The organism is Mycobacterium sp. IDUB_21 (assembly GCF_055419425.1).
Genome location: NZ_JBVAXQ010000014.1, coordinates 1 through 18,791, shown reverse-complemented (window position 1 = coordinate 18,791; position 18,791 = coordinate 1). Strand labels below are relative to the sequence as shown.

Sequence of the window (18,791 nt, the reverse complement as noted above, 5' to 3'; positions counted from 1 at the left end):
GATTGGAAAAGGACTGACATGGCAGGCATTCTCGAAGGTAAGCGGATCCTGGTCACCGGGATCATCACCGACTCCTCGATCGCGTTCCACATCGCCAGACAGGCGCAGGAGGCCGGCGCGCAACTGGTGCTCACCGGCTTCGACCGGATGCGACTGATCCAGCGCATCGCCGACCGACTCCCGGAGCCGGCGCCGCTGATCGAACTCGACGTGCAGAACGACGAGCATCTGGGCACCCTGGCCGAGCGGATCACCGAGGTGATCGGGGAGGGCAACAAGCTCGACGGTGTGGTGCACTCGATCGGCTTCATGCCGCAGACCGGCATGGGGATCAACCCGTTCTTCGACGCCCCCTACGAGGACGTGTCCAAGGGCATCCACATCTCCGCGTACTCGTATGCCTCGCTGGCCAAGGCGGTGCTGCCGATCATGAACTCCGGCGGATCGATCGTCGGCATGGACTTCGACCCGACCCGGGCGATGCCGGCTTACAACTGGATGACGGTGGCCAAGAGTGCCCTGGAATCGGTGAACCGGTTCGTGGCTCGCGAGGCCGGCGCGCAAGGTGTGCGGTCGAATCTCGTTGCGGCCGGACCGATCCGGACGCTGGCGATGAGTGCGATCGTCGGTGGTGCCCTCGGTGAGGGAGCCGGCGAGCAGATCCGGCTGCTCGAAGAGGGCTGGGACCAGCGCGCCCCGATCGGCTGGGACATGAAGGACGCCGCACCGGTGGCCAAGACGGTCTGCGCGCTGTTGTCGGACTGGCTGCCGGCCACCACCGGCACCGTCGTCTACGCCGACGGCGGCGCCCACACCCAGCTGCTCTAACTGGATCCCGAGTGGACGTAGACGCCGTCTTACTCTTGTCGTTCGGCGGTCCCGAAGGGCCCGAGCAGGTCCGGCCGTTCCTGGAGAACGTCACCCGGGGACGCGGCGTGCCACCGGCGCGGCTCGAGGCCGTCGCCGAGCACTACCGGCATTTCGGTGGGGTGTCGCCGATCAATGCGATCAACCGTGCGCTCGCCGAAGCATTGCGTGCCGAATTGCCCGGCCTGCCGGTGTATTTCGGCAACCGTAACTGGCAGCCCTACATCGAGGACGTCGTCGCGCAGATGGCCGCCGACGGGATTCGCCGCGCCGCGGTGTTCCCGACCTCGGCCTGGGGTGGGTATTCCGGCTGCGAGCAGTACGCCGAGGACATCGCCCGGGCCCGGGCGTCGGTCGGTGAGAACGCCCCGGAACTGGTCAAACTGCGCCAGTATTTCGACCATCCGATGTTTGTGGCGATGTTCGCCGAGGCGATCGCCGCGGCTGCCGACACCCTGCCGGTCGGCGTGCGCGACACCGCCCGGCTGGTCTTCACCGCGCATTCGATACCGGTGGCCGCCGATGAACGCTACGGACCGCGGCTCTACAGCCGCCAGGTCGGCTATGCGACCGGTCTGGTGGCGGCCGCGGCCGGATACGCCGACTATGACCAGGTCTGGCAGTCGCGCTCGGGGCCGCCGCAGGTGCGGTGGCTGGAGCCCGACGTCGAAGAACATCTCGGTGTGCTGGCCGACTCGGGGGTCCGCGCGGTGATCGTGTGCCCGATCGGATTCCTCAGCGACAACATCGAGGTGCTCTGGGATCTCGACAACGAAGTGCGGTCGCAGGCGCAGGCGGCCGGTATCGCCTACGCCCGCGCGGCCACCCCGAACGCCGACCGGCGGTTGGCCCGACTGGCGCACGGGCTCATCGATGAGCTGTGCGACGGCGGTGTACCCGGGCGCGTCGCCGGCCGGGCTGGGCTGGGCTGCGGATTCGGTGTCAATGGAGCGCCGTGCGGATCGTCGCACTGTGCTGTGGCCGTCACGCCGAGGGGCTAGCGGTGATCGCAAGCGCGGCGGAGCCGGGCGAAGCGGGTCGCCGTCGAGGGGTTGTTAGGTCCGCCAGGCTGAGTGCAGGATCGCGTTCACCGCGGCGCTGCGCGCCGAGCGCACCACCATCGACAGCGGCTGCACCGCGTCCACGGCGCGTTGCACCGCGGCCGACGACTGCGCGCCGGCGGTCAGCAGCTCGGCGCTGACCGTGATGATCGCCTCGACATGGGCGGCGCTTTGCAGCACACGTACCGCACGGGACGGAGCATGGTCGGGAATGCGGTGCAGCGCAGCGGCTTCCATCATCTGTTCGACCCGCAGCCGCGGATCCTCGACGCCGTAGTCCGCCCAGCGTGAAGCGGTGGACCCCAATGCCTCGGCGGCTGTTCGCACCGCCGAGCGCAATGCGTATTCGGAGTCACCCAGATCGTGCTGATCGGTGACAGGCATGCTGGTCAGCTGGAAGGCCGTCCAACACAGTGCGCCGGGGGAGTCGGTGTCTTCCAGGTAAGCCGGAACCAGGCCGATCGGTGAGGCCGAACCCGGCGAACCGATGAGCACTGCCTCGCCGGCGAGGATCGCCTCGCGGGCGAATGCGGTCCCGGCCGGCAGCCCCCGCACGTCGCCCGGAACCGGAAACACCGGGTAGAGGCCCGACCCGGCAGCCGGAGCGGCCGCGCCGCGCACCACCTGCAGCAGCGATGCCGCACCCCCGTCGTGCCCGCCGGGCCACGCCCAGCCGGCCTCGCCGATGCTGATCGCGTCATAGGCGGCCACCGATTGCACTGGCGCCCAAGCCGATAGTGCGTCCAACAGGTCGTCGGGCGCGGCCTGGCCGGCGAGCCAGGCGTTGGCCCACACCGACAGGGAGACACTCGGGCACCACATGATGCAAGGCAGTGTAGTTGCCGGTGTCGGTGGTCCCGGACCGCAGAGGTCCGCGGCATTCTCGGGCTATCCTGACCGCATGTCGTCTGCCCTGATCTGGTTGGTCTTCGCACTCGGGCTTGCCGGTGCCGAAGCGCTCACCGGCGACATGTTCCTGCTGATGCTCTCCGGCGGCGCGCTGTCGGCGGCCGCCGCCAGCTGGCTGACAGATTGGCCGCTCTGGTCCGACGGCGCGGTGTTTTTGGTGGTGTCGATTCTGCTGCTGGTTCTGGTGCGTCCGGCCCTGCGGCGGCGGTTGTGGTCGGGGCTGGGCAGCGAGACCGGGGTGCTGGCCCTGCAGGGCAAGACCGCGCTGGTGCTTGACCGCGTCGAGCAGCATGGCGGCCAGGTGAAGCTGGACGGTGAGGTGTGGACGGCGCGCCCGCTCGCCGACGACGACGTCTTCGAGCCGGGTGAGCACGTCACGGTGATGCATATCGACGGGGCCACCGCGGTGGTCGGCAAGGTCCTGTAAAGAAGGGAAGTGCTCATGGAAGGCGCTACGACGGGCCTGGTGTTACTGGCCGTACTGGTGATTTTCGCGGCGATCGTGGTGGCCAAGTCGGTCGCGTTGATTCCGCAGGCCGAGGCGGCGGTGATCGAACGGTTGGGCCGCTACAGCCGCACCGTCAGCGGCCAGTTGACTCTGCTGCTGCCGTTTGTCGACCGGGTGCGGGCCCGCATCGACCTGCGTGAGCGGGTGGTGTCGTTCCCGCCGCAGCCGGTGATCACCGAGGACAACCTGACGCTGAACATCGACACCGTCGTCTACTTCCAGGTCACCAACCCCAAGGCCGCGGTGTATGAGATCAGCAACTACATCGTCGGAGTGGAGCAGCTGACCACCACCACGCTGCGCAACGTGGTCGGCGGCATGACGCTGGAGCAGACGCTGACCTCCCGCGAGGTGATCAACAGTCAGCTGCGCGGCGTGCTCGACGAGGCGACCGGCCGTTGGGGACTGCGGGTGGCGCGGGTGGAGCTGCGCAGTATCGATCCGCCACCGTCGATCCAGGCGTCGATGGAGAAGCAGATGAAGGCGGATCGCGAGAAACGGGCGATGATCCTGACCGCCGAGGGAATGCGTGAGGCCGCGATCAAACAGGCCGAGGGGGAGAAGCAGGCCGAGATCCTGACCGCCGAGGGCTCCAAACAGGCGGCGATCCTGACCGCCGAAGGCGAGCGGCAGTCCCGGATGCTGCGGGCCCAGGGTGAGCGGGCCGCCACCTACCTGCAGGCCCAGGGGCAGGCCAAGGCGATCGAGAAGACGTTCGCGGCGATCAAGGCCGGCCGGCCCACCCCGGAGATGCTGGCCTACCAGTACCTGCAGGTGCTGCCGGAGATGGCTCGCGGTGAGGCCAACAAGGTCTGGGTGGTGCCCAGCGATTTCGGCGCCGCCCTGCAGGGCTTCACCAAGCTGCTCGGAGCCCCCGGCGAGGACGGCGTCTTCCGCTACCAGCCCTCGCCCGTTGACGAGAACCCGCACCGGCCGGAGGACGACAGCGACGAGGTCGCCGACTGGTTCACCACCAAGACCGACCCGGCGATCGCGCAGGCGGTCGCCAAAGCTGAGGCCGAGGCGCGCAAGCCGGTCGAGGGCGCGATACTGCCACCGCAGCTCGATCCCGGCTTGGCGTGAGTGTTCTGACCGGACGGCCGACGTACGCGGCGCTGTCCGCGTTTCTGGCCGGTGACGCGGTGGCGTCGGCGATTCCGGTGCCCTACGTGGCCAAGAACATGGATGCCATGCGGGTGCCGCCGGAGATCCGCTGGGCGGTTCCGGTGGCCAAAGCCGCCGCCGCGCTCGGTCTGGCCTCGGTGTTCCGCCTCCCGGGTGTCGCCCGGGCGACCACCGCGGTATTGACGCTGTATTTCGCCGGGGCGCTCGGCATTCACCTGCGGGTCCGCAACCGCCCGGCGAATATTGTTCCCGCGGTGCTGCTGCTGGCGGTGTTCGCCGTGATGACGGTCCAGGGCCCGGACACCGCTCGGAGCGGCGTACGGGCCCTGGAGTCGTAATGCGTCGTAACGGGGGTTGCTAAGGCCACGGCGGCGACCCGCAGCGCCCGACTCCGTCGCGCTTGCGATCGCCTTAGCCCTTGCGGCGACCCGCAGCGCCCGACTCCGTCGCGCTTGCGATCGCCTTAGCCCTTGCGGCGACCCGCAGCGCCCGACTCCGTCGCGCTTGCGATCGCCTTAGCCCTTGCGGGCGGCGGTGTGCTCGTCGAGGGTGGTCGCCTTGTAGGCGTAGGCCGCCACGACCCCGCCGAGCACCTGGGCGACCAGGTAGACCCAGAGGAACTTCCAGGCGAAGATGCCCGACAGCATCAGGCCGAAGGTGACGGCCGGGTTGAACGAGGCACCGGAGATGGCGCCGACGGCCACCACACCGACGGTGACGATGAACCCGATCGCCAGTCCGTAGAAGCTGTTGCCGGCACTGTCTTTGCTCGTTGCGGTGTGCAACACGATGTAGCAGAGCGCGAACGTGAATACCAGTTCGGCTAGGAATGCCGGCCAAACCGCCCCGGTCAGATCAAGGGTTCCGCTGGAATATTTGTCGTGCCACAACCCGAATCCGACCCCGAATGCAGCGAGCGCACCGACCAACTGGGCGACGATGTAGGGCCCCAGATCGCCCAACGGCAGAGCGCCCCGCAAATACGCGGCGATCGAAACCGCCGGGTTCAGGTGGCCACCCGAGATGTGCCCACTGGCGTAGACCATCACCATCAGCGCAGCGCCGATGCCCACCGCGGTGGCGGCGACGCATTCGGTGCCGGACAAGACGATGCCGATCACCGCGAACACGAAAACAAACGTGCCTATCATTTCGGTCAGATACTTGCGCACCGCGGCGTTGCGATCAGCCATTGATCCGGTCCCTTCAATCCGTCGAGCACCAGTCGAATTTGTGCTGTGCCAGCACAGGGCACTGAGGAAGACTTTAACGGGATATCGGTGATTCCCTCGATATGGGCAGACCGTTTTACACCGAATTGTTGCCGGATTGAGGAGGCCTTCGTGTCGTTTGCCAGCGGGCCAATCACCGATCCAGGCGCAGCTCGACCATCGGCAGGGCGGTGTCGGTCGCGGTGACGGGCTGGCCCAGCGTCCGTTCGAGCACCGCGCTGAACTGTTCCCAGGTGCGGGGGTGAGCCCGGATGTAGTCGCCCAGCACCCGGTCGGCCTCGGGTTGGTCGAGCACCCGGGCGGTGGCCGGTGCGGGGCGCCGGCTGCCGGCGTAGACCCGCACTCGGGGGTTGGCAGTGATATTGCGGAACCATTGCGCCCGGTCACCGAAACCTGACGCGACGATGTAGCTGTCGGGATGGTCTCGGGCTTCCAGTACTTCCAGAACGACCTGGCGTCGGGCGCCGGTCTTGCGCCCGATGTGTTCGAGCATCAGCAGCCGCCCACCGAGCAGGCCACCGAGTCGTGCCCGATACAGCCAGATCGGGGCCCGCGTCAGCCGCCGCGACCGCAGCAGTCGGCTGGCGGCGTCGGCGAGGGCGGACATGCTCAGCAGGTTACCGCCGGCACGGCGGGCTCAACTGTTACCCCGGTACCCGCTGCGTTCGGTTGCCGGCGATGGGTGCGCACCTCGTAGACCAGCAGCGCCACTCCGACCGCGGCGGTGCACGCCGACACTGCGAACAGCAGCGGGCTGACCTCGCCGGTGAGGGCGTCGCCCAGCACCACCACCGCGGCGGTGCCCGGTAGCAGCCCGATCAAGGTGGCCACCGTGTAAGGCAGCAGCCGCACCGCCGATGCGCCGGCGGCATAGTTGATCACCGAGAACGGGATGGCTGGAATCAACCGCAGGGACACCACCGCCGGCCACCCGCGCTGACGCAGCCGGGCGTCCAGCGAGTGCATCCGCGGATGACGCACCACCCGGCTCAGCTGCCAACCGAACACCCGCATCAGGATCAGCACGGTCACGGCGCTCAGCGCGCTGGCCGAGACCGCCAGGACAACGCCCAGCCAGGGCCCGAAGAGCAGGCCGGCGGCCAGCGTGAACGCGGTACGGGGAAACGGGAATACGGTGACCACGGTGTGAGCGGCCAGAAACGCCAGCGGAAACCACGGGCCCAGCGTCTGCGCCCAGTCCCGCAACTGCACGGCGGTGGGCACCGGCACCAGCAGTGCCACCGCGACCAGGGTTGCGATTACCCCGGTCGTCAATGCCAACCGCCACACCGCCACTTGGCGTGCGATGGTGACAAGCGCCGGCCATGCACTGCGCAGCGCCTGCGGGATTCCGGTCGCGGCGGACTTCACGGGGCTCAGGGTACGGGCCGATGGTTAACGATCTGCGTCACACGGCAGGGAGTTTCTCCGCTCGGCGCACCTCGGCCGCACGCGCTGACCGCCATCATTTAGCCTGGTTAACACGTGTCGGGTAGCGATCCATCCGCTACTCATGAGTAACAACAGGAGCCGCCGGTGTCAATCGACGTGTCCGCCGAACCCGCCGGCATGGAACAGGCCCGTGCCCGCTGGCGTGCCGCGGTGGCCGGGGTGCTGGCCAAGAGCGCGCGCCGCGAGCCGGCCGATATCGACTCCGAGACCGGCGGTGAGCCCGAACGTCTGTTGGACACCCCCGTGCAGGGGCCGGACGGCTTCGCGATCCGGGCGCTCTACACCGCCTTCGACGCGCTGCCGGAGCCGCCGCTGCCGGGGCGGTGGCCCTACGTGCGTGGCGCCGACGCCCTGCGCGACGTCAACAGCGGCTGGAAGGTCGCCGAGGTCTTCCCCGCTAACGGTCTGGTGTCGGCTTCGGACACCAACGGCGCGGTCCTGGGTGCTCTGACCGACGGGGTCAGCGCGCTGACGGTGCGGGTCGGGGGCGCCGGCGTGCCGGCCGGCGAGCTGCGTCGGGTCTTCGACGACGTCTACCTGGAACTGGTCCCGGTGCTTCTCGACGGAGCGGGGGCCGGTGACTACACCGCTGCCGCCGACGCGATGCTGGCGCTGGTCGACGGTCTCGACCCGGACAACCGTGCCAACCTGTCGGTGGATCTGGGTGCCGATCCGCTGACCGCTTCGCTGGGCGAGTTGCCGGCCCCGGCGATCGACGAGGTGGTCGCGGCGGCGTCGCGCGCTGCCGGTCACTCCGGTGTCCGCGCGATCGCCGTCAACGGCCCGGCGTTGCACAACCTGGGCGCCGGCGCGGCCGGCGAGTTGGCCGGTGGACTGGCCGCCGCGGTGGCATATCTACGGGTGCTCACCGACGCGGGCCTGTCGATCGCCGACGCCGCCCGCCAGATCAGCTTCCGGCTCGCCGCCGACGACGACCAGTTCATGACGATCGCCAAGATCAGGGCGGCGCGCCAGCTCTGGGCGCGGGTGGCAGAGGTGGCCGGGGCGCCGGAGTCCGGCGCCGCCGTCGTCCACGCCGAGACGTCGTTGGCGATGATGACCCAGCGCGACCCGTGGGTGAACATGCTGCGCACCACGCTGGCTGCATTCGGAGCCGGTGTGGGCGGCGCGGACACCGTGCTGGTGCGCCCGTTCGACGCCGCGATTCCGGGCGGCCAGCCGGGCACCTCGGCCACCTTCGCCCGGCGCATCGCGCGAAACACCCAGCTGCTGCTGCTGGAGGAGTCGCACCTGGGCCGGGTGCTCGACCCGGCCGGTGGGTCGTGGTTCGTCGAGGACCTCACCGAGCAGTTGGCGCAGCAGGCGTGGCGCCAGTTCCAGGAGATCGAGGCTTTGGGAGGCTTCGAAGCCGCCCGTGATCACATCGCCGAGCGGATCGCCGATGTCGCCGCCGCCCGGGCCGACGACATCGCGCACCGGCGCAGCGCGATCACCGGGGTCAACGAGTACCCCAACCTCGCCGAGCCGCCGTTGGCGGTGTCTTCCGAGTCTGAAAGCCAGTCGGCCCCGACGGGATTGCGACGTTATGCGGCGCAGTTCGAGGCCCTGCGGGACCGCTCCGATGCCTACCTGGCCCGTACCGGCGCTCGGCCGCAGGTGCTGTTGTTGCCGTTGGGCACGGTGGCCGAGCACAACATCCGGACCACGTTTGCCGCCAACCTGCTGGCCTCCGGCGGTATCGAGGCGGTCAACCCCGGGCCGGTGGACGCCGACGGGGTGGCTCAGGCCGTTTCGCAGGCCGGGTCGCCGTCCGTGGCGGTGTTGTGCGGCAGTGACCCGCGATACGGAGCCGAGGCCGCCGGGATCATCGCTGCCGCCCGTGCGGCCGGGGTCACCAGGGTTTACCTGGCCGGCCCGGCCAAGGCCCTGGCGGGCCCGCAAGACGCGGCCGACACCGATTCTCGGCCCGACGACTACCTGACCATGAAAATCGATGCGGTGCAGGTGTTGTCGGACCTACTCACCCGATTGGGGGCTTGAGAGCCATGACCACCAGCACCTCACGTGGCACCCTGGCCAGCTTCGCCGACGTCGCGCTGCACGGAGATCGGGACAAGGCGCCGGTCGCTGAAGCCTCTGCGAGTGCCGTCGCCGAGCACGTCGCGGCCGCCGCGGCCGCGCACGGCTACACACCCGAGCAGCTGGAGTGGCAGACCCCGGAAGGCATCGCGGTCAAGCCGGTGTACACCGCCACCGACCGCGCTGCCGCGGTCGCCGACGGCTACCCGCTGGACAGCTTCCCCGGCGAAGCCCCTTATCTGCGCGGGCCCTACCCGACGATGTATGTCAACCAGCCGTGGACGATCCGTCAGTACGCCGGGTTCTCCACCGCCGCGGACTCCAACGCGTTCTACCGGCGCAACCTCGCTGCGGGGCAGAAGGGCCTGTCGGTCGCGTTCGACCTGGCCACCCACCGCGGCTATGACTCCGACCACCCCCGGGTGCAGGGCGATGTCGGAATGGCCGGGGTGGCAATCGATTCCATCCTGGACATGCGGCAGCTGTTCGATGGGATCGACCTGAGTGCGGTCAGCGTGTCGATGACCATGAACGGTGCGGTGCTGCCGATCCTGGCGCTCTACGTGGTGGCCGCCGAGGAGCAGGGAGTGCCGCCGGAGAAGCTGGCCGGCACCATCCAGAACGACATCCTCAAAGAGTTCATGGTCCGCAACACCTATATCTATCCGCCCAAGCCGTCGATGCGGATCATCTCCGACATCTTCGGCTACACCAGCGTCAAGATGCCCAAGTTCAACTCGATCTCGATCTCGGGCTACCACATCCAAGAGGCCGGTGCCACAGCGGATCTGGAGTTGGCCTACACCCTGGCCGACGGGGTGGACTACATCAAGGCCGGCTTGGACGCCGGCTTGGACATCGACAAGTTCGCACCCCGACTCTCGTTCTTCTGGGGAATCGGAATGAACTTCTTCATGGAGGTCGCCAAGCTGCGCGCGGGCCGGCTGCTGTGGAGTGAGCTGGTCGCGAAATTCGAACCCAAAAACTCGAAATCCTTGTCATTGCGCACCCATTCGCAGACCTCCGGATGGTCGCTGACCGCCCAGGACGTCTACAACAACGTGGCCCGCACCTGCATCGAGGCGATGGCCGCCACCCAGGGTCACACCCAGTCGCTGCACACCAACGCGCTCGACGAGGCGCTGGCACTGCCCACCGACTTCTCCGCCCGTATCGCCCGCAACACCCAGCTGCTGCTGCAGCAGGAATCGGGTACTACCCGGCCGATCGACCCGTGGGGCGGCTCCTATTACGTGGAGTGGCTGACTCATCAGCTGGCGCAACGCGCCCGCGCCCACATCGAAGAAGTGGCCGAGCACGGCGGGATGGCGCAGGCGATCAGTGACGGCATCCCCAAGCTGCGTATCGAGGAGGCCGCGGCCCGCACCCAGGCCCGGATCGACTCCGGGCGTCAGCCGCTGATCGGTGTCAACAAGTACCAGGTGGCCGAGGACACCGAGATCGAGGTGCTCAAGGTCGAGAACAGTCGGGTGCGTGCCGAACAGCTGGCCAAGCTAGACCAGTTGCGGGCCGAGCGGGACGAGGCGGGCTGCCAGGCCGCGCTGGCCGAGCTGACCCGGGCGGCCGGGGCCACTTCGGGACAGCCCGGGGCTGAAGACCCAGACGGCCTGGGCAACAACCTGCTGGCGCTGGCCATCAACGCCGCCAGGGCCAAGGCGACCCTCGGGGAGATCTCCGACGCTTTGGAGAAGGTCTACGGGCGCCATCAGGCCGAGATCCGTACCATCTCTGGCGTCTACCGTGACGAAGTGGGGGCAGGAAACATCGCTGTGCTTTCTGACGCGACCACCTTGGTGGAGAAGTTCGCCGAAGCCGACGGCCGCCGGCCCCGCATCCTGATCGCCAAGATGGGACAGGACGGGCACGACCGGGGCCAGAAGGTGATCGCCACGGCGTTCGCCGACATCGGGTTCGACGTCGACGTCGGCGCGCTGTTCTCCACCCCCGACGAGGTGGCGCGGCAGGCAGCCGACAACGACGTGCACGTGGTCGGGGTGTCGTCGCTGGCGGCCGGGCATTTGACGCTGGTGCCGGCGTTGCGCGACGCCCTGGCCGAGGTGGGCCGCCCCGACATCATGATCGTGGTCGGCGGGGTGATCCCGCCCGGCGACTTCGACGAACTCCATGCCGCCGGGGCGACCGCGATCTTCCCGCCCGGCACGGTGATCGCCGACGCCGCGGTGGACCTGCTGTACACGCTCGCGTCCCGGCGAGGCTACGAACTCGGCGAACCGGGCGGACCAGCCGCAGATCCGGCATAGATGGTCGACAACGCCGACGACGCTGACGACGCCGTCGCACAATTGGCGGCGGCGGTGCGCTCCGGTGACCGCTCGGTCCTGCCGCAGGCCATCACGCTGGTCGAATCCACCCGCGCCGACCACCGCAAGCAGGCCCAGAAATTGCTGTTGGCGCTGCAGTCGGCCGCCGGCGGCGCTCGACGGGTTGGCATCACCGGCGTCCCCGGCGTGGGTAAGTCGACCACCATCGAGGCGCTCGGGATGCATCTCATCGAATGCGGACACCGGGTCGCGGTGCTGGCAGTGGACCCCTCGTCGACGCGCACCGGCGGTTCCATCCTGGGCGACAAGACCCGAATGCAGCGGCTGGCCGCACACCCGGACGCCTATATCCGGCCGTCGCCGACCTCGGGGACCCTGGGCGGGGTCGCCAAGGCCACCCGGGAGACCGTGGTGCTGCTGGAGGCCGCCGGCTTCGACGTGATCCTGATCGAAACCGTCGGCGTCGGCCAGTCCGAGGTGACGGTGGCCAACATGGTCGACACCTTCGTCTTCTTGACCCTGGCCCGCACCGGCGATCAGTTGCAGGGCATCAAGAAGGGTGTGCTGGAGCTGGCCGACGTGGTGGTGGTCAACAAAGCCGACGGGAAACACCTCGCCGAGGCGCGGATGGCCGCACGGGAGCTGTCGAGCGCGATCCGGCTCATTTATCCTCGTGAAACACTGTGGCGGCCACCGGTTTTGATGATGAGTGCGCTCGAGGGCACTGGGTTGACCGAGTTCTGGGACACCGTCGAGCGGCACCGTCAGACGCTGATCGACGCGGGCGAGTTCGAGGCCCGCCGGCGCGCGCAGCAAGTGGACTGGACCCGGCAGTTGGTGCGCGACGCGGTGCTGGAGCAGGCACTGTCGGATCCGGCGGTGCGCGCCTTGCGGGCCGAGGTGGAGCAGCAGGTACTCAGCGGCGACCTGACCCCCGCACTGGCCGCCCAGCGAATCCTCACCGAGATCTGGCACGAGCCGGATCGGAACCGAATCGCGCCATAACACCGATTATGTGCGCCGGTCACGAGGTAGATTTTCAGCCATGACGCAGCATCCCGCCGCTCGCCAGACGGCGCTTCCGGCGAACGTGCACGGCTCGGCCGACCCGAACTTCGCCTGTGCCGTGCGTGCTTTCGCCGCGATGTTCCCCGGTCGCCGCTACGGCGGCGGCGCCCTGGCGGTGTACCTGGACGGCCGGCCCCTTGTCGACGTGTGGACGGGATGGTCGGACCGGGCCGGCCGGGTGCCGTGGTCGGCGGACACCGGCGCCATGGTGTTCTCGGCGACCAAGGGCGCGGCTTCGACGGTCATTCACCGGCTGGTCGATCGGGGTCTGATCGACTATGAGGTCCCGGTGGCGCACTACTGGCCGGAGTTCGGCGCCAACGGCAAGGCCGGCATCACCGTCCGGCAGCTGCTGGACCACCGGGTCGGGCTGACCCATCTGCGCGGGGCCAGCAGGGCCGAGCTGCTCGATCACGAGGCCATGGAAGCGCGGATGGCCGCCGCGGCACCGGGACGCGAGTACGGCAAGCCCGCCTATCACGCGTTGACCTACGGCTGGCTGGTCTCCGGGCTGGCCCGCGCGATCACCGGCACCGGTATGCGCGAGCTGTTCCGCACCGAGTTGGCCGCCCCGCTGGACACCGACGGCCTGCATCTGGGCCGTCCAGCCGCTGGCTCGCCGACCGTGCCCGCGGAGATCATCATGCCGCAACGCGGCCGACGCCGCCCGGCCGTGGACTTCCTGGTGACCAGGGCTGCCGCGCTGCTGCCGTACGGGGGGCTCGGCGCTTTCTACTTTCCCGGGGTGATGGACACCGTGCGCGGCGGCATCCCGTTCCTGGACACCGAGGCGGCCTCCCTCAACGGCGTGGCCACCGCCCGGGGACTGGCCCGCCTCTACGGCGCACTGGCCAACGGCGGCCGGATCGACGGCACCCAGTTCCTGTCCCGCCGGCTGGTCGCCGGCCTGACCGGCCGGCGCACCATCGAACTGGACCGGACCGTCGGGGTTCCGCTGGCCTTCCACCTGGGGTATCACGCGGTCCCGTTCGGTCAGGTGCTGCCCGGGTTCGGTCATGTCGGATTGGGCGGTTCGGTGGGCTGGGCCGACCCGGCGTCCGGGCTGGCATTCGGCTTCGTGCACAACCGGCTGTTGACTCCGTTCGTGGCGCTGGACCATGCCGGTTTCGTCGGGACGGCCGCACTGATCCGGCGCGGCGTGACCCGCGGACGTCGGCACGGGTTCGAACCGGTCCCGCTGCTCGGGGCGCCGTTCGCCGAGTGGGATGCCGCAACCGGGTAGCCCCAGCACCCGGCTTCGCCGGGTTTGCGATCGCCGCGGTGCTGACGGCGGCGACCCGCTGCACCCGGCTTCGCCGGGTTTGCGATCGCCGCTAGGGTTGCCCGAGTGACAGAACGTACGCCGAAGCTCTACATCTTCCCGCACGCCGGCGGATCGCCGCAGTTCTACCTGCCGTTCTCCAAAGCCTTCACCACCGACGTCAAACGCATCGGGGTGCAGTATCCCGGCAAGGGCGGCAACCACGACCTCGGCGCGTTCACGAGCATCGAAGACCTCGCCGACCGCGTCTGCGAGAAGCTGGCCCCGCCGACCGACGGAGTTGCCGCCTTCTTCGGTCACAGCATGGGCGCCCTGCTGGCCTTCGAGGTGGCCCGCCGGTTCGAGGCAGACGGGAATGCGATCGCGGCGCTGTTCGTCTCCGCGGCGGGCGCGCCGGGGCGAGCGGGGTACGACAACATCGGAGACTCCGACCGTGGCCTGCTCGACGCGGTCAGCCAGATGACCGGGGTCAATCCGGAGTTCCTGGAGAACGAGGAGTTCGCGGCGAAGATCCTCCCGACGCTGCGGGGGCTTAAAGCCATCGCGAACTATGACTGCCCACCCGATGCCCGGGTGTCCTGCCCGATTTTCGCGTTCCACGGTGACGACGACGACGTCGCTACCGCCGACAAAGTGGCCCCGTGGGCGGAGCGCACCACCAGCGAGTTCAGCGCTCGGATGTTCACCAACCCCGGCCATCACTTCTACCTCAGCGATCACTTGCCGGAGCTGGTAGGCGACATCGAGGCGAAGCTCGCGACCCACTGCAGAGGATGACGCCGGGCGGCCATCACCCTGTGAATTACCTGTTGGTGCGGGTGTGACCACTGGTGCTGTGGACAATTTCTGCGCTACCATGCCGAGTCTGCTGCATTCGCGCTGTATGGGACCCATAAATTCCCTTTCAACAGCGCCTACGTGGTAGCCTCCGCGGGAGGGAAACGCCTGGGATGTCGGGGTCCGAGGGGTTTTGCGTCGGTTCCAAACATCCAGAAGGGGTACCCGTGTCGATGGTCGAATCATCCGTACCGGCCGCGTCGGCCGGGCGATCTCGGCGCCTGGATGTACCCGCCCCCGTCTTTGACCGGCATGGCGAGCAACCGGCCCCGGGTTGGGCTGAAGTACTCAGCTAAGTAGGTCGGGCAGTGTTGCCCAGCTGAGCCGCCGGGAAGCATCCCAAATGTCGCTAATCCAATTGCATACCTCCGCTGTGCAGGGACATTGCGCAGCGAAACCGTCAGTTCGGACCACACGCGTAACGACTCTCGACGGGGCCGAAGTACTCAGCAGGTGAGGTCCACGGACCTGACAGCACAAGGAGAAATCATCGCTATGCCGGTTACTCAATCGCACATCCCGACCGTGTTGGCGGACCGGGCCCGGGAAAAGCCGGACGCGCCTGCGTACACCTTCATCGACTTCGACGTCGACCCGGCCGGCTACCGCGAGACGGTGACCTGGTCGCAGCTGCGCAATCGGGCGCAGGTCGTGGCGGCCGAACTGGCGACCTGCGCATCCCCGGGTGACCGGGTGGCACTGTTGGCCCCGCAGAGCATGGAGTACATCGTCGGGTTCTACGGTGCGCTGGAGGCGGGGATGATCGCCGTCCCGCTGCCGGTGCCGATGTTCGGGGCGCACGACGAGCGGGTGTCGGCAGCACTGCGCGACTGCACTCCGTCGGCGATCCTGACGACGTCGGCGGCGGTCGGCGACATCGCCAGCTCCATTCGTGACCTCGGCGGCAAACCGCCGGTGGTGATCGAGGTGGACGCCCTGGATCTCGACTCCGAGCCGATGGTCACACCCACCGCCACGGCCCACACCAAGACGGCGTTCCTGCAGTACACCTCCGGCTCGACCCGGACCCCGGCCGGCGTCATGGTCGGGCACCACAACGCGATCGAGAACATGCGGCAGATGATCGCCGACACCTTCGAGAACGTCGGCAAGACGGTGCCGGACGACACCACGCTGGTGGCATGGCTGCCGTTCTACCACGACCTGGGCCTGATGTGCGGCATCATCTTCCCCCTGGTGGGCGGCCACCAGGGCGTGATCTTCAGCCCGATGGCCTTCCTGGCCAAGCCGGCCCGCTGGATGCAGCTGGTGGCCAGTTACCCCAACGCCTACACCGGTGGGCCGAACTTCGCCTACGAGCTGGCCGTTCGGCGCACCTCCGACGAGGACATGGCCGGACTCGACCTGGGGCGTGTCCACACGTTCGCGTTCGGTGCGGAGCGGGTGCACGCCGCGACGCTGCGGCGGCTCGTCGACCGGTTCGCGAAGTTCAACCTCAACCCGGCGGCGCTGCGCCCCGGTTACGGCCTGGCCGAGGCGACCGTCTACCTGACCTCGAACACCCCCGGCAACCCGCCGCCGACCGCGCGTTTCGACTACACCAAGCTCGCGAACGGCACCGCGGAGCCGGGCGGGGCCGAGGGCGGCGTGGAGCTGGTCAGCTGCGGTGTTCCGCGGGCCTGCACGGTTCGCGTCGTGGACCCGGACACCCAGACCGAGAACCCCGACGGCAAGGTCGGTGAGATCTGGGCCCACGGCCCCAACCTCGCTGCGGGCTACTGGCACAACCAGCAAGCGACTGAGGCCACCTTCGGTGGCAAGCTGGTCGACCCATCGGCGGGCACCCCGCAGGGCCCCTGGCTCAAGACCGGTGACCTCGGGGTGATCTCGGCCGGCGAGCTCTACATCGTCGGCCGGATCAAGGACCTGCTGATCGTCGACGGACGCAACCACTACCCGGACGACATCGAGGCCACTATCCAGGAGATCACCGGCGGCCGTGTGGCAGCGGTGTCCATCCCGAACAGCCGGTCGGAGCAGCTTGTTACGATCGCCGAGTTCAAAAACAAGGGGGGTTCGGACGAGGAGATCGCCGACAGGCTGAACGAGGTGCGGCGGAAGGTCACGGCCGCGTTGTCCAAGGCGCACGGCCTGGCGATCGGTGATCTGGTTCTGGTGCCGCAGGGTGCCATCCCGATCACGACCAGCGGCAAGATCCGCCGCTCCAGCTGCGTGGAGATCTACCAGCGGGATGGATTCGACCGACTGGATACTTCCGCTCGGTCTGTGTGAGCGATGACTAGCTGCTCGCGCGGCTTTCGGGGAGGTTGAGTTGAGCGAGATGAATGGTGCACCGGCCGGGGGGCCGGACCGCCGGGCGATCGTTGCTGAGGCGTTGCGCAAGATCGATGATCTGACGGCGCGGTTGGCGGTGGCCGAGGCGGGTGACACCGAGCCGATCGCCGTGGTGGGTCTGGGTTGTCGGCTGCCCGGTGGGGTGGATGATCCGGCCGGTTTTTGGCAGCTGTTGTGCGATGAGGGCTCGGGGATTGTGCGGGTTCCGGCGGATCGCTGGGACGCGGATGTGTTCTTCTCGGCGGACCATTCGGTGCCCGGGACGATTTGTTCTCGCGATGGTGGTTTCTTGTCGTCGTGGCAGCCTGCGGAGTTCGATGCGGAGTTTTTTGGTATTTCGCCGCGTGAGGCCGATGCGATGGATCCTCAGCAGCGGTTGTTGATGGAGGTGGCCTGGGAGGCGTTGGAGCACGCCGGGATCACCAAAGAGGCGATCCGCGGTACCCAGACCGGTGTTTTCGTCGGCATGACCACCAACGACTATGCCCTCGATATCGTCGGCAAAATCCAGCCCGCGGAAATCGATCCCTACGTTCCCTTCGGCAATGCCGCCAATTTCGCGGCCGGCCGGTTGTCGTATTTCCTCGGCGTGCACGGCCCGGCGGTGATGCTGGATACGGCGTGTTCGTCGTCGTTGGTGACGATTCATCTGGCGTGTGCGAGTCTGCGGCGCCGGGAGTCCGATGCGGCGTTGGCCGCCGGGGTGAACCTGATGCTGACCCCGCAGAACAGTATTGCGACGTCGCGGTGGGGGATGTTGGCCCCCGATGGGCAGTGCAAGACGTTCGATTCGGCTGCTGATGGGTATGTGCGGTCTGAGGGCGCCGGTGTGGTGGTGCTCAAGCGGCTCTCGGATGCTCAGCGTGACGGTGACCGGGTCTTGGCGGTGGTGCGGGGTTCGGCGGTGAATCAGGATGGGCCGTCGAGTGGTCAGACGGTGCCGTCGGGTCCGGCGCAGCAGAAGGTGGTGCGGGCGGCGTTGGCGTCGTCGCGGTTGACGCCGGGCGATATCGATTATGTCGAGGCGCACGGGACCGGTACGGCGCTGGGTGATCCGATCGAGTTGGATGCGCTCTCGGCGGTGTTCGGTGAGCGGGGTTCCTCGGCGCCGTTGGTGTTGGGTTCGGTCAAGACCAACCTGGGGCATCTGGAATCCGCCTCTGGCGTAGCGGGTTTCATCAAGACGGTGCTGTCGGTGCAGCACGGGTTCATTCCGCGGCATTTGAATTTTGCGGAGTTGACGCCGAATGCGGGTGTGGGGGCGTCGAAGTTCACGATTGCGGCCAAGGCGATGGATTGGCCGGCGGTGTCGCGTCCGCGTCGGGCCGGGGTGTCGTCGTTCGGGGTGTCGGGCACGAATGCGCATGTGGTGATCGAACAGGCTCCTGTTGTCGAACCGGTTGAGTCGGCTGTGCCCGTGGTCGAGCCGGTGGTCACGACGTTGGTCGTGTCGGGTAGGTCGCCGGCGCGGATCGCGGCCACAGCCGGTGTGCTCGTGGCATGGCTGACCGGCGACGGCGACGACGTGCCACTGGCAGACGTCGCACACACGCTCAACCATCACCGCACCCGCCACCAGAAGTTCGCCACCGTGGTTGCCCGGGATCGGGAACAGGCCATCGCCGGATTGGCCGCCTTGGCCGCCGGCGAATCCGCACCCGGAGTGGTCGCGCCCGTCGCGGCGCCGCCCGGACCCGGCACGGTGTTCGTATTCTCGGGTCAGGGTTCGCATTGGGTGGGGATGGGTCGTCGGTTGCTGGCTGATGAGCCGGCGTTCGCTGCGGCGGTTGA

General features: G+C 68.3%; 16 protein-coding genes. 12 read left to right on the top strand and 4 right to left on the bottom strand.

Going from position 1 to position 18,791, the window contains the following annotated elements; genetic code table 11:
* The first annotated feature begins 18 nt into the window (after positions 1-18).
* Together inhA and ACZYY4_RS18775 are read left to right on the top strand one after the other, a co-directional pair.
* A complete protein-coding gene (gene inhA, locus ACZYY4_RS18780; RefSeq protein WP_463811515.1) occupies positions 19-828 on the top strand; it encodes an NADH-dependent enoyl-ACP reductase InhA in 810 nt (269 codons plus the stop codon).
* 11 nt (positions 829-839) lie between these two features.
* Positions 840-1,868, top strand: coding sequence for a ferrochelatase (locus ACZYY4_RS18775; protein ID WP_463811514.1), 1,029 nt, complete (start codon positions 840-842; stop codon positions 1,866-1,868).
* Between the two features lie 54 nt (positions 1,869-1,922).
* Here the strand turns inward: ACZYY4_RS18775 and ACZYY4_RS18770 are convergent, their stop codons facing one another.
* Positions 1,923-2,750, bottom strand: coding sequence for a hypothetical protein (locus tag ACZYY4_RS18770; protein ID WP_463811513.1), 828 nt, complete (start codon positions 2,748-2,750; stop codon positions 1,923-1,925).
* A gap of 79 nt (positions 2,751-2,829) precedes the next feature.
* On the opposite strand from ACZYY4_RS18770, the gene ACZYY4_RS18765 reads away from it, so the two are divergent.
* From ACZYY4_RS18765 to ACZYY4_RS18755, 3 genes are read left to right on the top strand one after another with little or no spacing between them, the layout of a single operon-like run.
* Complete coding sequence (locus ACZYY4_RS18765; RefSeq protein WP_463811512.1) at positions 2,830-3,264, top strand: NfeD family protein; 435 nt, start codon at positions 2,830-2,832, stop codon at positions 3,262-3,264.
* A gap of 15 nt (positions 3,265-3,279) precedes the next feature.
* Positions 3,280-4,428, top strand: coding sequence for an SPFH domain-containing protein (locus tag ACZYY4_RS18760; RefSeq protein WP_463811511.1), 1,149 nt, complete (start codon positions 3,280-3,282; stop codon positions 4,426-4,428).
* Positions 4,425-4,808, top strand: a complete 384-nt coding sequence (locus ACZYY4_RS18755) for a DoxX family protein (protein WP_463811510.1) — start codon at positions 4,425-4,427, stop codon at positions 4,806-4,808. The genes ACZYY4_RS18760 and ACZYY4_RS18755 overlap by 4 nt, the downstream gene beginning before the upstream one ends.
* A gap of 177 nt (positions 4,809-4,985) precedes the next feature.
* Here the strand turns inward: ACZYY4_RS18755 and ACZYY4_RS18750 are convergent, their stop codons facing one another.
* The 3 genes from ACZYY4_RS18750 to ACZYY4_RS18740 all read right to left on the bottom strand — a co-directional run bounded on the left by ACZYY4_RS18750 (position 4,986) and on the right by ACZYY4_RS18740 (position 7,073).
* Complete coding sequence (locus tag ACZYY4_RS18750) at positions 4,986-5,663, bottom strand: MIP/aquaporin family protein (RefSeq protein WP_463811509.1); 678 nt, start codon at positions 5,661-5,663, stop codon at positions 4,986-4,988.
* A 172-nt stretch (positions 5,664-5,835) separates the two neighbouring features.
* The gene (locus ACZYY4_RS18745; protein WP_463811508.1) at positions 5,836-6,309 is read right to left on the bottom strand and encodes a nitroreductase family deazaflavin-dependent oxidoreductase; all 474 of its coding nucleotides are present in this window, start codon (positions 6,307-6,309) and stop codon (positions 5,836-5,838) included.
* A gap of 2 nt (positions 6,310-6,311) precedes the next feature.
* Positions 6,312-7,073 carry a TVP38/TMEM64 family protein gene (locus tag ACZYY4_RS18740; RefSeq protein WP_463811507.1) on the bottom strand — a complete coding sequence of 254 codons (762 nt, stop codon included), beginning with the start codon at positions 7,071-7,073 and terminating at the stop codon, positions 6,312-6,314.
* A gap of 165 nt (positions 7,074-7,238) precedes the next feature.
* On the opposite strand from ACZYY4_RS18740, the gene mutA reads away from it, so the two are divergent.
* The 7 genes from mutA to ACZYY4_RS18705 all read left to right on the top strand — a co-directional run.
* Positions 7,239-9,155: a methylmalonyl-CoA mutase small subunit gene (gene mutA / locus ACZYY4_RS18735; RefSeq protein ID WP_463811506.1), complete on the top strand. Its 1,917-nt coding sequence runs from the start codon at positions 7,239-7,241 to the stop codon at positions 9,153-9,155.
* Between the two features lie 5 nt (positions 9,156-9,160).
* Positions 9,161-11,476, top strand: coding sequence for a methylmalonyl-CoA mutase (gene scpA / locus ACZYY4_RS18730; protein WP_463811505.1), 2,316 nt, complete (start codon positions 9,161-9,163; stop codon positions 11,474-11,476).
* Positions 11,477-12,502 (top strand): methylmalonyl Co-A mutase-associated GTPase MeaB, encoded by a 1,026-nt coding sequence (gene meaB / locus ACZYY4_RS18725; RefSeq protein ID WP_463811504.1) that lies wholly within the window; start codon positions 11,477-11,479, stop codon positions 12,500-12,502.
* Positions 12,503-12,542: 40 nt separating this feature from the next.
* Entirely contained in the window at positions 12,543-13,808 is a 1,266-nt protein-coding gene (gene lipL, locus ACZYY4_RS18720; protein ID WP_463811503.1) for an esterase/beta-lactamase LipL, read from the top strand.
* A gap of 105 nt (positions 13,809-13,913) precedes the next feature.
* The gene (locus ACZYY4_RS18715) at positions 13,914-14,624 is read left to right on the top strand and encodes a thioesterase II family protein (protein ID WP_463811502.1); all 711 of its coding nucleotides are present in this window, start codon (positions 13,914-13,916) and stop codon (positions 14,622-14,624) included.
* A 555-nt stretch (positions 14,625-15,179) separates the two neighbouring features.
* On the top strand, positions 15,180-16,937 hold the full coding sequence (locus ACZYY4_RS18710) for an AMP-binding protein (RefSeq protein WP_463811501.1): 1,758 nt from the start codon (positions 15,180-15,182) through the stop codon (positions 16,935-16,937).
* Between the two features lie 49 nt (positions 16,938-16,986).
* Positions 16,987-18,791, top strand: a 1,805-nt coding sequence (locus ACZYY4_RS18705; protein WP_463811629.1) for a type I polyketide synthase, incomplete at its 3' end; no start/stop codon positions are given.